The organism is Acinetobacter sp. N1-1 (assembly GCF_056711485.1).
On the sequence record NZ_JBWXUO010000012.1, the window covers coordinates 2,061,139 to 2,075,983 of the forward strand.

The 14,845-nt window shown below is 37.4% G+C and carries 18 protein-coding genes; 14 read left to right on the plus strand and 4 right to left on the minus strand.

All coding sequences use genetic code 11. The annotated features are described in order from the left end of the window. The first annotated feature begins 347 nt into the window (after nucleotides 1–347). From ybgC to pal, 6 genes are all read left to right on the plus strand, one after another. The gene (gene ybgC, locus AC1MPL_RS10240) at nucleotides 348–755 is read left to right on the plus strand and encodes a tol-pal system-associated acyl-CoA thioesterase (RefSeq protein WP_479765814.1); all 408 of its coding nucleotides are present in this window, start codon (nucleotides 348–350) and stop codon (nucleotides 753–755) included. Between the two features lie 20 nt (nucleotides 756–775). Next, a complete protein-coding gene (gene tolQ, locus AC1MPL_RS10245; RefSeq protein ID WP_479765816.1) occupies nucleotides 776–1,477 on the plus strand; it encodes a protein TolQ in 702 nt (233 codons plus the stop codon). Nucleotide 1,478: 1 nt separating this feature from the next. Then, nucleotides 1,479–1,928 carry a protein TolR gene (gene tolR, locus AC1MPL_RS10250; RefSeq protein WP_023271610.1) on the plus strand — a complete coding sequence of 150 codons (450 nt, stop codon included), beginning with the start codon at nucleotides 1,479–1,481 and terminating at the stop codon, nucleotides 1,926–1,928. 11 nt (nucleotides 1,929–1,939) lie between these two features. Then, nucleotides 1,940–3,241: a cell envelope integrity protein TolA gene (gene tolA / locus AC1MPL_RS10255; RefSeq protein WP_479765818.1), complete on the plus strand. Its 1,302-nt coding sequence runs from the start codon at nucleotides 1,940–1,942 to the stop codon at nucleotides 3,239–3,241. 91 nt (nucleotides 3,242–3,332) lie between these two features. Further along, nucleotides 3,333–4,613, plus strand: a complete 1,281-nt coding sequence (gene tolB / locus AC1MPL_RS10260; RefSeq protein ID WP_479765819.1) for a Tol-Pal system beta propeller repeat protein TolB — start codon at nucleotides 3,333–3,335, stop codon at nucleotides 4,611–4,613. A 35-nt stretch (nucleotides 4,614–4,648) separates the two neighbouring features. Further along, the gene (pal, locus tag AC1MPL_RS10265) at nucleotides 4,649–5,224 is read left to right on the plus strand and encodes a peptidoglycan-associated lipoprotein Pal (RefSeq protein ID WP_479765820.1); all 576 of its coding nucleotides are present in this window, start codon (nucleotides 4,649–4,651) and stop codon (nucleotides 5,222–5,224) included. A 31-nt stretch (nucleotides 5,225–5,255) separates the two neighbouring features. Here the strand turns inward: pal and AC1MPL_RS10270 are convergent, their stop codons facing one another. After that, nucleotides 5,256–5,453: an NF038105 family protein gene (locus AC1MPL_RS10270; protein WP_479765821.1), complete on the minus strand. Its 198-nt coding sequence runs from the start codon at nucleotides 5,451–5,453 to the stop codon at nucleotides 5,256–5,258. A 183-nt stretch (nucleotides 5,454–5,636) separates the two neighbouring features. Between AC1MPL_RS10270 and AC1MPL_RS10275 the strand changes: the two genes are divergently transcribed. The 5 genes from AC1MPL_RS10275 to AC1MPL_RS10295 all read left to right on the plus strand — a co-directional run bounded on the left by AC1MPL_RS10275 (nucleotide 5,637) and on the right by AC1MPL_RS10295 (nucleotide 8,997). Further along, on the plus strand, nucleotides 5,637–6,608 hold the full coding sequence (locus tag AC1MPL_RS10275; RefSeq protein WP_479765822.1) for a class 1 fructose-bisphosphatase: 972 nt from the start codon (nucleotides 5,637–5,639) through the stop codon (nucleotides 6,606–6,608). 65 nt (nucleotides 6,609–6,673) lie between these two features. Beyond that, nucleotides 6,674–7,450 (plus strand): TrmH family RNA methyltransferase, encoded by a 777-nt coding sequence (locus AC1MPL_RS10280; protein WP_479765823.1) that lies wholly within the window; start codon nucleotides 6,674–6,676, stop codon nucleotides 7,448–7,450. Nucleotides 7,451–7,585: 135 nt separating this feature from the next. Beyond that, nucleotides 7,586–8,230 (plus strand): RNA polymerase sigma factor, encoded by a 645-nt coding sequence (locus AC1MPL_RS10285; protein WP_479765824.1) that lies wholly within the window; start codon nucleotides 7,586–7,588, stop codon nucleotides 8,228–8,230. Further along, complete coding sequence (locus tag AC1MPL_RS10290) at nucleotides 8,223–8,558, plus strand: hypothetical protein (RefSeq protein ID WP_479765825.1); 336 nt, start codon at nucleotides 8,223–8,225, stop codon at nucleotides 8,556–8,558. Before AC1MPL_RS10285 ends, AC1MPL_RS10290 begins: the two co-directional genes overlap by 8 nt. Further along, nucleotides 8,548–8,997, plus strand: a complete 450-nt coding sequence (locus tag AC1MPL_RS10295; RefSeq protein ID WP_479765826.1) for a DUF3106 domain-containing protein — start codon at nucleotides 8,548–8,550, stop codon at nucleotides 8,995–8,997. The genes AC1MPL_RS10290 and AC1MPL_RS10295 overlap by 11 nt, the downstream gene beginning before the upstream one ends. Here the strand turns inward: AC1MPL_RS10295 and hda are convergent. Together hda and AC1MPL_RS10305 are read right to left on the minus strand one after the other, a co-directional pair. Further along, nucleotides 8,981–9,682: a DnaA regulatory inactivator Hda gene (gene hda / locus AC1MPL_RS10300; RefSeq protein ID WP_479765827.1), complete on the minus strand. Its 702-nt coding sequence runs from the start codon at nucleotides 9,680–9,682 to the stop codon at nucleotides 8,981–8,983. The two genes, AC1MPL_RS10295 and hda, sit on opposite strands and share 17 nt — an antisense overlap. Nucleotides 9,683–9,693: 11 nt before the next feature. After that, entirely contained in the window at nucleotides 9,694–10,875 is a 1,182-nt protein-coding gene (locus AC1MPL_RS10305) for an AI-2E family transporter (RefSeq protein ID WP_479765828.1), read from the minus strand. Between the two features lie 131 nt (nucleotides 10,876–11,006). Here AC1MPL_RS10305 and purM point away from each other — a divergent pair, with 131 nt between their 5' ends. Continuing rightward, complete coding sequence (gene purM, locus AC1MPL_RS10310) at nucleotides 11,007–12,077, plus strand: phosphoribosylformylglycinamidine cyclo-ligase (RefSeq protein ID WP_479765829.1); 1,071 nt, start codon at nucleotides 11,007–11,009, stop codon at nucleotides 12,075–12,077. Continuing rightward, nucleotides 12,074–12,706, plus strand: coding sequence for a phosphoribosylglycinamide formyltransferase (gene purN, locus AC1MPL_RS10315; protein WP_479765830.1), 633 nt, complete (start codon nucleotides 12,074–12,076; stop codon nucleotides 12,704–12,706). The genes purM and purN overlap by 4 nt, the downstream gene beginning before the upstream one ends. 49 nt (nucleotides 12,707–12,755) lie before the next feature. Here the strand turns inward: purN and sppA are convergent, their stop codons facing one another. Beyond that, on the minus strand, nucleotides 12,756–13,772 hold the full coding sequence (sppA, locus tag AC1MPL_RS10320) for a signal peptide peptidase SppA (RefSeq protein ID WP_479765831.1): 1,017 nt from the start codon (nucleotides 13,770–13,772) through the stop codon (nucleotides 12,756–12,758). 131 nt (nucleotides 13,773–13,903) lie between these two features. On the opposite strand from sppA, the gene AC1MPL_RS10325 reads away from it, so the two are divergent. Further along, nucleotides 13,904–14,845, plus strand: a complete 942-nt coding sequence (locus AC1MPL_RS10325; protein ID WP_479765832.1) for a lysophospholipid acyltransferase family protein — start codon at nucleotides 13,904–13,906, stop codon at nucleotides 14,843–14,845.

Here is a 14,845-nt window from a genome sequence, read left to right on the forward strand (position 1 = left end):
ATATTTATAAATATTTTTGTAATTTTAGATGTATCTCTTTACTCAAAAAAACCAAAAATATTGTTATTCACCTTAAAAAATCCACCAAACATCGCTTCATCACTCAAAGATATTGATATCTTGTGCCATAGTCCACTCAACGGATTCTGTTAGAATTCCCCACCAATAAAGTATATACACATATATCCTTTATCCATCAGGCTACAGACATAACTCTACATGCATTCTGCTTCAACCGATAATATTAAAATATGGGCAATGCAAGCAGAAACATATCGCCAATAAATCGTAAATATTTGATTTATTTTCAAATATTTAACCTCAACCTATTGTATAGGAAAATTTTCATGCCTAGCCATTTTGAATTTAAAATTCGTGTTTATATTGAAGATACAGATGCAGGTGGCATTGTCTATCATGCAAATCATATTCGATATATGGAAAGAACACGTACAGAATGGTTACGTGCATCTGGCATAGATCACTATTGGCACCAAAAAGACTATAATTTCGTTGTACGTGGAATTAGCCTAAAATACTTACGCCCAATTTTAATGGACGATCTTATTACTGTAACTGCTCGTGTTATTTCTTGTAAAGCTGCATCTTTTATATTGCAACAGAATATTTATCGTGGTGAAATCTTGCTTGCAACGGGTGAAGTTGAACTGGCTTGCTTAAATAAAAATATGCTGCCACGTAGACTCCCTGAAGAAATTAGTTCATTGCTTAAAAAAGAAATGGAACAAAATTAGGCATCAATGGCTTTTTAGATATGACCACTCAAAACGTAGAAACAACACTGCATATAACCAATTTGATTTTACAAGCAAGTCCTGTTGTACAACTGGTCATGCTTTTACTTTTTCTTGCCTCAATATATAGCTGGTATGTTATTGCTAAACTATCTATGGGCTTTAAAAAAGCGACGCGTCAGGATGACCATTTCCAAAAAATGTTTTGGTCAGGCGCAGAAACAAATACGCTTTATAATAATGCACAGCTCAACTCAGAACGCCGTGGATTAGAAGATATTTTTTATGAAGGCTATTCAGAGTATTTAAAACTTAAAAAACGTCAGGCATCAATCCAACAAAAAATAGATGGTACAGAAAGAATTCTACGTGTCGGTTTAAGTCGCGATCAAGGCACACTTGAATCAGGTTTAAATGGTCTAGCAAGTATTGGTTCTGTTGCACCATATGTTGGTCTATTTGGTACAGTTTGGGGCATTATGAATGCCTTTATTGGTCTTGCAGGTGTTGAGCAAGTTACATTAGCAACAGTAGCACCGGGTATTGCTGAAGCACTTATTGCAACTGCAATTGGTTTATTTGCTGCGATTCCTGCTGTACTCGCTTTCAACCACTTTACTGCAAAAAGTGAAGCTGTTTACTCAGACCGTGCATTATTTGCTGAAGAAATGGTTGCATTACTACAACGTCAATCTATGGGCTCTTCTCAGGAGTCTGAATAAAATGGCAATACAGCGTAGTGGGCGTTTTGGCCGCATCAAAAAGCCGTTAAAAAGCGATATGAATGTAGTACCATATATTGATGTAATGCTCGTTTTACTTGTGATTTTTATGGTAACTGCGCCAATGATCTCTAGCAGTTTAAAGGTTGATCTTCCTAAAGCAAAAAGCTCACCATTTCAGTCTAAAGATACACCTGCAATTGTTACCTTAGATGCAAGCGGTAACTACTTACTCCGCTATCATGAACATAAAGATGAAAAGATGTCTTTAGATGAGCTAAAGCAAACATTGTCTGAAGCACAACAGCATGCTCAAGATAACCAGCAGGAACTTAGTGTACTCATTAATGGTACACAATCTCGACCTTATGGTGAAGTTGTTGTTCTTATGGCAAATTTACAAGATGCAGGCTTGACTCAAGTTGGCCTACTTACCGACCCTGCTAAGTAATCTAAAGTAATATGAAAAAATTTGATAAACAGCCATTTGATCAGCAAAAAGCTAAAGCAATCGGATTTACACTTGGTGTACATGCGGTTGCTCTTATTGCTCTGCTCTATTTTGGTACAACACCACCACCTAAACCTAAAAAAGAATTAACAACATATTTAGTCAGTGCCGATCAAATTGCAGACACTAACAATAATAAAGAGAGCCAACCATCTCCACAGGTTCAACCTACAACGCCTCCTGAATCAAAACCTGATACACCACCACAGCCTAATTTAAATCAGCTTCTCGCTGCTGAACAAGTTAAGGAAAAAGCTTTAGAAGCAAAAGAAAAAGCTGCTACCGAAGCCAAACAGAAAGCTGCTGACGTGAAACACCAAGAAGCTCTACAAGCTAAACAAAAGGCTGATGCTGAAGAAAAAGAAAAAGCTGCTGCCGAAGCGAAGCAGAAAGCTGCTGAAGCGAAACACCAAGAAGCTCTACAAGCTAAACAAAAAGCTGCCGCTGAAGCAAAAGAAAAAGCCGCTGAAGAAGCCAAGCAGAAAGCTGCTGACGCGAAACACCAAGAAGCTTTACAAGCTAAACAAAAGGCTGCCGCTGAAGCAAAAGAAAAAGCCGCTGAAGAAGCCAAGCAGAAAGCTGCTGAAGCGAAACACCAAGAAGCTCTACAAGCTAAACAAAAAGCTGCCGCTGAAGCAAAAGAAAAAGCCGCTGCCGAAGCCAAGCAGAAAGCTGCTGACGCGAAACACCAAGAAGCTCTACAAGCTAAACAAAAAGCTGCCGCTGAAGCAAAAGAAAAAGCCGCTGCCGAAGCCAAGCAGAAAGCTGCTGACGCGAAACACCAAGAAGCTTTACAAGCTAAACAAAAGGCTGCCGCTGAAGCAAAAGAAAAAGCTGCTGAAGAAGCCAAGCAGAAAGCTGCTGACGCGAAACACCAAGAAGCTTTACAAGCTAAACAAAAGGCTGAAGCAAAAGAAAAAGCCGCTGCCGAAGCCAAGCAGAAAGCTGCTGAGGCAGCAGCAAATAAAAAGGCTGAATCTCGAAGAATCGCATCATCAGCTAAGCATGACTTTCAACAGAAGATTTACCATGTTTGGGATGTACCAACAGGTTCAAAAGGAAAAACCGCAAGTGTTCGTGTAACCCTCAGTGATTCAGGAAGTGTTACTTCTGTACTAGTAAACTCAAGTGACCCTGATGTACAAGCCAGTGTCGAAGCAGCCATTCGTCAGGCTGCACCTTACCCAATGCCAAGCAACCCTGACGCTAGACGTGATGCACGTTCTTTTAGTGCAACGTTTACAGCAAAGTAATACTTTATTGGTGTAACATCATTTACAGTCATGTAAATGATGTTACTTTAAAATCATTTATTCAAAACCTCATTATGTGTGCACAATAATTATGGAAATGAATCGTAAATCTTTACTGGCTTTAGTTATTTTAGCGACGTCCCCTCTTTTTGTACAAACTGCGTCTGCTCAACTACATCTAGAAATTGCCAAAGCACCGGATGCTGCACCTAAAATTGCTATTGTGCCATTCTCCACCGACCAGACTATTTATCCTATTGTTGAAAATGACTTAAACCATTCAGGTCGATTTACAAGCGCATCTCAAGGCTTACCAACAACGGCAGAGCTCAGTCAAATTAATGCAGATAGCTGGAAAAATGCCAATATTCCTTATGTTGTCGTTGGTAAAGTTACGGCATTAGATGCCAACACAAACCAAATTCACTATCAACTTTATGATGTCAATAATCAGAAATACTTATTGAATGAAGTTTTAACTGCACCTACTTCACGTACACGTCAAGCAGGACATGCAATTAGTGATGCAATATATCAAGCTCTAACGGGTGTTCCTGGAAGCTTTAGCGGTCGTATTGCATACGTACTACGAAATGCTTCAACACCAGACAAACGCTATACATTACAAATTGCCGATACTGACGGCGAAAGACCTTTTACAGTTTTATCCTCTCACTATCCTATTTTATCTCCAACATGGACACCCGATGGAAAACAGCTAGGTTACGTATCTTTCGAGACAAAACGTCCTCGTATTTATTTACAAGACCTTTCTACAGGGCAACGCCAAGTACTTACCCATTATCAAGGTTTAAACGGCGCACCTAGCTTTTCTCCAGATGGTAAATCCATGTTGTTTACAGGTTCAATGGATGGCAATCCAGATATATATCAGATGAACCTTGCAACACATGCAATTGAACGTCTTACCAATGATTCTGCAATTGATACCGAAGCAAGATATGCACCAGATGGTAAATCATTTATCTTTACCTCTGACCGTGGAGGTTCTCCACAAATCTACAGATATAACTTTGCAGATGGTTCAAGCAAACGTTTAACCTTTAGAGGCTCATTTAATGCACGTAGCACATTAAATGCAGATGGTAGTAAACTTGCGATGGTCAGTCGTCAGGCAGATGGCGATTATAAAATTGCTGTTCAAGATTTAAATAGTGGCGTTGTAAATATACTAACCCCAACAACATTAGATGAATCACCTAGCTTTTCACCAAATGGGCAAATGGTTGTTTACGCAACCCAAGAAGGTAGTCGTGGTTTATTATCTATCGTTTCAATTAATGGGCAATTTCGAATGAACTTGCCAAGTGAACAAGGAGAAGTACGAGAGCCTGCTTGGGCACCTAAATAACTTGATAAGAACCTATTTTATACATGGAGAATAACATGAAAGTTCAATATTTAGTGATTCCGATGATTGCCTCTTCACTCCTTTTTACAGGTTGTGCAAGTCGTAAACCTGCAACAGAAGCGACAACAACACAGAACCCATCTACAGCAGCACCTATTATGCCTGTAAATACCAATGGTCTAAGTGATGATGCTGCACTTGATGCAAAAAATTTAACTGGTGCATCATCTAAAGGGGTTACAGCTGAAAATAAAGCATTCCTTGCTAACCGTGTTGTACACTTTGACTTTGACAGTAGCTCTATCTCACAACAAGACTATCAAACACTACAAGCACATGCTCAATTCTTACAAGCAAATCCAACATCACACGTTGCACTTACAGGTCATACAGATGAACGTGGTACACGTGAATACAATATGGCTTTAGGCGAACGCCGCGCAAAAGCAGTTCAAAGTTACCTTATTTCAATTGGTGTAAGTCCAAGCCAACTTGAAGCAATCAGTTATGGTAAAGAAATGCCTATTAATCCAGCACACACTCCTGCTGCTTGGGCTGAAAACCGCCGCGTAGAAATTAACTACGAAGCAGTACCACCTTTATTACGCTAAAATATAAAAAAGCGCTCAATTTGGGCGCTTTTTAATTTGAGGTCTTCTCATCTATTTTTAGATGGATATTAGTTTGAATTAATTCAATCATGTCATGTTTATTAAATAATTTATACTCAGGTTTTGATTCATAACTCTCCCAAGCAAGCTTTATAGACTCTTCTGATATACCTTCTAAGTCTAAAGCTTCCGATGGTGTTGGTACTGCATCAAATTTTTTTACTGTCATGATATTCTCCCGCATTGGTAAATTGCGATGATTATTTAACATAGCATGTTATTTAGACCCTGTAAGTATAAAAAAATTGATAATATGACTAAGAAAAATTTTATTTTTCACAAATCTCATCTAAAATAGCCAAGTTTTTATTTAGCCAAGAAAAAATTGCACAGTTTTTGGAGCATTCTCAGTATGTCGAACACAACTTTATCCCAATACTTACAACAAAAAACGGGAACATTAACACCTAAACTGGCGAGTGTCATAGATACAATTGCACAATGCTGTAAAGTTATTGACTACAATCTACAACAAGGTGCTATCGCAGGTATTCTTGGAAGTGCAGAACATGAAAATGTACAAGGCGAAACACAAAAGAAACTAGATATCTTCTCTAATCAACAGTTCATTGATGCCTTACAAAAGCACCCCAATGTGGGTGCTTTTGCATCAGAAGAGCTAGAAGAATTTACACCTGCACAAGAAAATGGCGAATATCTTGTTTTGTTTGATCCATTAGATGGTTCAAGTAACATTGATATTAATATGTGTGTTGGTACAATCTTTTCTGTGCTCCCTGCTAAAAAAAGCATTCCAGATTTAGAAGACTTCATGCAACCGGGTACAAGTCAAGTTGCAGCAGGTTATGTGATGTATGGTCCATCAACAATGCTTGCACTTACTTTTGGCGATGGCGTTACTCTATTTACATATGACATTGATATCAAAGAATTTGTGGTTACACAGGAAAAACTCACTATTCCTGCACAAACACAAGAATTTGCGATTAATGCTTCAAATCAACGTCATTGGGAAGAACCCGTTAAACGCTATATTAATGAACTTTTAGAAGGTAAAACTGGTATACGTGGTAAAAACTTTAATATGCGCTGGATTGCTTGTATGGTTGGAGATATTCACCGTATTTTAAGCCGTGGTGGTATTTTCATGTATCCATATGACTTAAAAAATCCTGAAAAACCTGGTCGTTTACGTTTAATGTATGAAGCAAACCCAATGAGTATGCTTATTGAACAGGCTGGAGGTATCGCATCAACAGGTCGCATGCGTATCATGGATGTCGTACCTACAGGCTTACATCAACGTGTTCCTGTTATTTTAGGTGCAAAAGATGAAGTTAGCCTTGTCGAAAGCTATCACTAATTTTCTAATTTTTAACTTAGATGTAAAATAGTATCTGTTTTACATCTAATCGGTATTCTCTATCTATGTCAGTTATTTATCTTGAATCAAAAGAAAATGCCAAAATCAAGCATTTACGCGCTTTAATCGAGCTTAACAACTATCGTAAAAAACATAAACAAACTGTTTTAGAAGGCACACATTTAAGTCTCGCTTGGTTACAGCAAGATCAAGCTATTACTTCATTATTTACAACTGAAGCTGCTCTTGAACATATAGATTTAAAAAAGATCCAACAATTTTATAAAGGTCATATTTTTATTTTAAGTGAAGTGCTGTACCGTGACTTAAGTACCTTGGGTACAACACTACCTTGTCTTGCTGTCATTGAAACACCTCAGCAAAACTCACCTCTAAACTTTAATGTGGATACACTCATTTTAGATGATGTTCAAGATCCAGGAAATGTAGGCACATTACTTAGATCTGCTGCTGCTGCAAATATTAAACAGATCATTTGCACAAAAGGTGTTGCCTCTTTATGGTCACCTCGCGTATTACGCGCAGGTATGGGAGCACATTTTTCTCTAGAATGCTTTGAAAATATTCACCTTGAAGACATTTTGCCTCAATTTAATATTCCAGTTTATGTTACAAGTTCTCATAAACCTCAGAGCCTCTACACACAGAACCTAGTTCAACCATGTGCATGGATACTCGGTAATGAAGGACAAGGTGCATCAACTTATGCTCTAGCGAATGCACAGGCTGTTGCAATTCCACAACCTGGTGGTCAAGAATCATTAAATGTTGCGATTGCAGGCTCAATCTGTTTTTTTGAAATGGTCAGACAAAGACAATAAATTCGTGCATTTATTGTATAAAAAAGTTATTCACATATAGAAATCATTTAAAATTAAAAATCTTTCTATTATGTCAACCTATTCTGCTTCTCTAACGTTATATTGAACAATTAGATTAAGCAGGATGGGGATTGGATGACAGGATACTCCATCTCTATGGATCGAATACCAAGTGAGAATGAACCAACCAAAGCATTGGTGTACCATCCAAAAACTTCCGTAGAACAGCGCCTGAAGTTTTTTATGCATGATGTTACAGGCCGTGCACTTGTTATGATGGAAACTGCAACCCAAAATCAACAAGGTATTGCTATGGACTTAGTCCAAGAAGCATTTATTGCTTTACACCGTGCTTATCCTGATAAGACCTTAGATGAATGGTACCCTCTCTTCTATACTATTTTAAATAATAAGTTACACGACTGGAGACGAAAAGAAAAAAGGCATGCTAATCTTTTCTCTTTTTTTCGCAAGGCACCATCGGAAGATGAAATTGATGAAGAAATCAATATCACTGATGAACAACAAGTTGAGCCATCTTTACACCTTGTAAAAACAGCTACAATTGAAGAAATTCGAAACGCAATCCAAGACTTACCCACCCGACAGCAACAAGCATTTATGCTCCGCGCTTGGGAGGAATTTGACACGCAAACAACAGCCCAAATCATGCAATGTACTGAAGGAAGTGTCAAAACACATTATCACCGTGCGATACAGAGTTTAAAACAAAAATTATCGCATCTTCATAACGAATATGGAGGATCATCACATGAATAATAAAGATGATTTTGCAAAAAATGTAACGCAAAAACTTGATGAGATTGCACACTCACATCAAAACAAACAACGTGTTATGGAAAGTGTCTTAAAAGAAATAGCAACACCTTCCAAAAAGTTAGCGCCTATTTGGAAAGTAACAGGTTTTGCTATTGCAGCCACACTTGCAGGTATTGTTATTTTTCCAAATACAATAAGCCTAACAACGAAAGGACATAACGCTCAAACAATGATGAATACGAGTACAACGAAACTTTCACCACAAATGGTGGATGATTTAGAAATGGTTATGGTATTTGGCGAGGATAGTCATACTCATGGAAGCTAAAAAGCTACTACTCATGTTTGGTACATTATTTTTTTTACAAACAAGCTCTGCTCGCTTTGACATTTTTTGGCCGTTTTCTACTCATAAAAATGATATCACACCTGTAGATGACAACTGGAGTGAGCTCTCGACACAACAACAAGAAAGTTTACTACAACGTTATCAAAGCCTGAAAGATATCCCTGAGGCACAGCGTAGTGCATTACAACAAAAAATGGATTGGTTTACTCAGCTTCCTGAAGATGAACAGCAAAAAATGAGAGAAGCTTGGCAACAAATGAATACTTCCGAGCGACAGCAGATGAAAAAACAAATGCAACTGGCCAGTTCAAAAGAGGAAAGAGATCAAATCCGCAAAAACTACTTAAATAAGTATCAAGTTATTGCTCAACAAGATTCAACTGAGGTATCTATGCCTCTTACTAATACTCATCAATAAATGCATAGATTTGACGCAAAGTTGCATTCGATAGCTTTGTTTTTTCGCCTTTTAATAAGCTTTCTAACCTTTCAACGATCTGTAATAACAATGCAGTTTTATGAGGTCCGTGATCTAGTAAGTATTCAACTATTTTTGGATCAAGAAGAATTCCCCTCCTATTTAAAACTGACTTTACTAAAGCTGCTCTATCTAAATAAGATTGACCATCAGGTAATCTAACACTCACCGCCTGCATTAGGCGTGACTGTAAGTCAGGAAGCTCTAGTTTAAGTTCAATAGGTGCACATCTTGACGAAAAAATAAGCTGACCACCTTCTTGATTATTATAGTTAATCAAATGAAAAACAGCTTTCTGCCAATGTTTAACACCACTAATTGTTTCAATATCATCTAAAGCAACCAAATCATATTTTTCAAGGGATGTAATGGCCTCTATTGGCGCATCTAGTAGTTCCAGTAAAGAAACATGTATTGCAGATTTTCCTAACTCTAAATAAGAGTCACAAATTGCAGATAGTAGATGGCTTTTACCTACACCACCTTCACCATAAATATAAAATTGCTGAATAAGCCCTGTATGCAATTGACGTACAGCATCAATGACACCTCCCCAACTTGGGCCTGAAAAATCACTAATACGTGCATCTAATTGAGGTTCAATATTTAATTGTAGTTGACGCATTTAGACACAACCTATTCACGATCTGTAGATTTTTTATCTTTATTTAAGCGAGTATTCGTTTTAATTTCAATTTCCTCGGATGAGATATGCATATCTTTATCTACTGACATATTCATAAAGTCATGTTTTTGGCCATATAGTGAAGAACCTTCATAAAAATCACGTATATGCTTCAATAGCACAACTAGGATTGCAGCAACAGGTAGTGCAATAAGCATACCTAAAATTCCACCAAGCTGTGCACCTGCAAGTACTGCAAAAACAACAGCAACTGGAGATAGACCGATCTTATCTCCCAATAAAAATGGCTGGAGTATATATCCTTCAATTGCTTGACCTATCATAAAGACAACTCCAACAAAAATAAGTTGCATCCAGTCTAAGCCAAATTGGAAAAATGTTGCAGCAACCGCTGAAATAATACCAACAGCAAACCCAAGATATGGAATAATACTTGCCAAACCCGCAATCATTCCTATCATTAGCCCAACTTCTAAACCAATAAGTTGAAGACCGACAGCATAAACAACGCCAAGCAAAAACATAACAAGGAATTGACCTTTTACAAATGCACCTAATACACCATGACACTCTTTCACAATTTGTATTGTGACACGCTCATAAGGTCTTGGAATCAAGCGATGAATTTGCTCTAACATTCTGTTCCAATCAAGCAAAAAATAAAATGAAATAATTGGTATTAGAACAACTGTACCACCCAATTGTATAAAATTGAGTCCTGATTGCGCCAAGCGTAAAACTAAGCTTTGAATACTATTAACACTATAGTTCGTTTGAACATATTGCATAATGGTATCTGTAATTTGATTTGTATCTATAGACATTGGTTCTAAATGAAAAGTATGCGTTGCCCATGGTAAGACCGTATGATTAATCCAATGAATCACATTAGGAATACCATCTCTTGCATAAATGATCTGCTTCCACAATACAGGAATAATATACCAAGTCGCAAAAAATATACCTATGCCTATACCTATAAATACAATACTTGTAGAGAGCCAACGAGGTAACCCAATTTTAGTTAGCCTTCCTACTAAACCACTAAAAAGATATGCGATTACAAAAGCAGCAACAAAAGGAATGACTACTGGTTTAAGTATAAAAACCAACCAAAAAAAGAGTACTAACCCAGCCAATATAAAAATTCGACTCAACGTACGATCAACCATTGCGACTCGCCTATTAGAATTTTGAAATATTTATAAGGATAATGCACTTAAAGATAACATTTTGTTGGATAAATAACATAACAGTTTCGTATATAGGTTATAATTGTGCGGGCAAAGCGGAGACTTCATACATGAGCAACTCAACTTCTAACCAAAATACCAGTTTAAGTTACAAAGATGCAGGCGTAGACATTGAGGCAGGTGATGCCCTTGTTGGTCGCATTAAATCAGTCGCAAAGCGTACAACTCGCCCAGAAGTTATGGGTGGACTTGGTGGCTTTGGTGCACTATGCAAAATCCCTAAAGGCTATGAATCACCTGTACTCGTATCTGGTACAGATGGTGTAGGCACAAAACTACGCCTTGCGCTTAACCTTAAAAAACATGACACCATTGGACAAGACCTTGTCGCAATGTGCGTAAATGATTTACTTGTTTGTGGTGCTGAACCGCTTTTCTTTCTCGACTACTATGCAACAGGACATCTTAATGTAGATGTTGCTGCTGATGTTGTAACAGGCATTGGTAAAGGTTGTGAACTTGCAGGTTGTGCACTTGTAGGTGGCGAAACAGCAGAAATGCCAGGCATGTATGAAGGCGAAGATTACGATCTTGCTGGATTCTCAGTAGGTGTTGTTGAAGAAAGTAAAATTATTGATGGTTCAAAAGTAAAATCAGGTGATGTACTTATTGGTATTGCTTCATCTGGTGCACACTCAAATGGCTACTCTCTTTTACGTAAAATCTTAGATGTAAAAAATGTTGATCTTACTCAAACTATAGATGGTCGCCCATTATCAGATGTAGTTATGGAACCAACACGTATTTACGTTAAGCCAATTTTAGAGCTTTACAAACAAGTTGATATCCATGCGATGGCACATATCACAGGTGGTGGTTTACCAGGAAACCTACCACGTGTGTTACCAAATGGTGCACAAGCTGTTATCAATGAATCTTCTTGGCAATGGCCTGAACTTTTCAATCTACTACAACGTGAAGGTAACGTTGAACAGTTTGAAATGTATCGTACTTTCAACTGTGGTGTTGGAATGGTTATTGCACTTGCTAAAGAAAATGCAGCAAAGGCGATTGAAATTCTAAATGCGCAAGGCGAAAAAGCATGGGAAATTGGCTACATTCAAGAGAATGAAGCATCAGTTGAAGGTGCAGACGAAAAAATTCGTGTGATTTTCGAATGAAAAAAATTGCAGTATTAGTTTCAGGCAATGGCAGTAACTTGCAAGCACTTATTGATGCAAATCTATCAGGTCAAATTGTTGGCGTACTTTCAAATAAAGCAAATGCTTTTGCTTTAGAACGTGCTGCCCAAGCCAATATTGCAACTTGTGTCATTGAACATCAGAACTATCCAACACGTGAAGCTTTTGATCAAGCAATGCATCAACAGCTTTGCAAATGGAATGTAGATCTTGTTATTTTAGCTGGGTTTATGCGTATTCTAAGCACGGACTTTGTCATGCAATGGGAAGGGAAAATGTTAAACATTCATCCTTCTCTACTTCCTGCCTATAAAGGTATGCATACACATCAACGTGTTCTTCAAACAGGCGATCGGTGGCATGGTTGTACTGTACATTTTGTCACACCACAACTTGATGCAGGTCAGGCAATTGCTCAAGGTGTTGTTGAGGTCTTACCTCACGACACACAAGATACTCTCGCTCAGCGTGTGCACTTACTAGAGCATCGTATTTACCCAATGGTTACTGAGTGGATTTGTACAGAAAAGCTAGCCTATACAAATGCAGACTATATTTCATTAAATGGAAAAAAATTAACACAACCTTTTCAGGTTTGTTCAATTTAACTAAAAAGCGCATCGATGAAGATGCGCCTTTTTTATTATATGATAATGATTATTGTAAACTTGCCTGCTGTTTAGCCTCTAGCTGTTGTGTCAATGAAGCACCTAAACCTTGCCCCATCTCTGCTCCCATTTTTCCTAAGATAGACTCTAATGGATTATGCTCAACAGTATAATCAACTGTTTTAGAGATTTTCAGCGTGCGTTTCAAGCTTTCTAAATTTCCAGCATGATCTGCGATTCCAATCTTAATTGCTTGACTTCCAGACCAAAATAAACCTGAGAATACACTTGGGTCTGCATTTTTAAGACGATCTCCACGACCTTCTTTGACTGCATCTATAAAGTGCTGATGGACATCATCTAAAACTGCCTGTACATGTTCTCTCTGTGCAGGATTAATCGGTTTTGTCATACTGAGAATATCTTTATTTGCACCCGATGTCATAGTACGGTCTTCAACACCTAGTTTTTGTGCTAAACCTGCTACACCATAATTCGGCATAATCACACCTATAGAACCAATAAGGCTTGATGGATTAACCCAAATCTCATTTGCTGCTGATGCAATATAGTAAGCACCTGATGCACCCATATCTCCAATAACAGCATATACTTTCTTATTTGGATGCTCTTTTTCTAAATAGCGAATCTCTTGCCAAATATTATCTGACTCAACAGGAGAACCTCCTGGCGAGTTAATGTTTAGAACAATCGCTTTGCTATTCTCTGCTTTAAAAGCAGCTTTTAATGCTTTGATAGTATCAGCACTATTGACATCTTTTGTACTTGAACCAATAGTTCCTTGAATATCTACAATCGCTAAATGATTGCCAACCGACTTATCGCTGTCCATATCTTTTGAAATTGAACAACTTTTAATAAAAAATACAAGTACGATAAAAAGATAGATGAAAGTTAAACTTTTAAAAAATATGCCCCATTTTCTCGTCTTCTTTTGTTCATTGACAGAAGATAAAACAACTTTCTCTAAAATATCCCATTCATTACCTTTCTGCTCTCTTTGCGAATTTGATTGATCTGTTGGTTTTGGTGGCCAATCGGACATATATCACATCCAAAATAGTTAAAATTAATACCTTATTATATACTCTCAATTGGTGAATACTGTCTAATTTCTACATTTTCACTTATAATCAACGCCATACACAATAATTCTGAATGCCTTGCCTCTATCTGATGTCAAATCCTAAAGCAGAAAATTCATCTACTTATCGTTTACTTAAATTCATGAGTAAGCCACCTTTACATCTTACACGTATAGTTGCACGATTTTTGGCGATCATTGTCAACCATATTAAAATTTCTAAAACTGCAAAGTCTGCACATTTAAATATTAAGATTGCATTACCTCATTTTGAAGATGAAAAACGGCAAATGATTATTAGAAGTGCCATTCAAAATGAAATGATTTCATATTTTGAGTTTTTTAATATTTGGGGTGCAAGTACTCAAAAAAATATTAAACGCATACATCATATCGAAGGCGAACATTATTTTCACGATGCATTAGCAGAAAATAAAGGACTTATCCTTATTGTTCCTCATTTTGGCACTTGGGAAATTATGAATGCATGGTTTGCTCAATATACAAATATGACGATTATGTATAAACCCATTAAAAATGCTGAGGCAGACCGCTTTGTACGTGAAGCGAGAGGACGAGAAAGTGCCACGCTCGTTCCAACTGATGAGTCTGGTGTAAGGCAAATTTTTAAAGCATTAAAACAAGGTGGTACAACAGTTATCCTTCCCGACCACACACCACATATTGGCGGCACAATGGTAGATTATTTTAATATTCCATTGGCCTCTAGCACACTTTCAGCAAAACTGATTCAAAAAACTAAAGCACGTGCCCTATTTTTATATGCTATTCGCAATGAAAATTTTGGCTTTAACATGGTCATTCAGCCTATTCATTCTTCTATTTACGAATGTTCAGATGTAGAAGGTACAAGAAAAATTAATAGAATGATAGAAAAACTCATTGAAAAACATCCTGAACATTATCATTGGAGTTACAAACGATTTAGAGCAAATCCTAAGCTACATAACATTTACGACATCCCACAAGCAGAGGCTTTAAGCCGTATTCAAAATTTACGAGAACCAAATTAA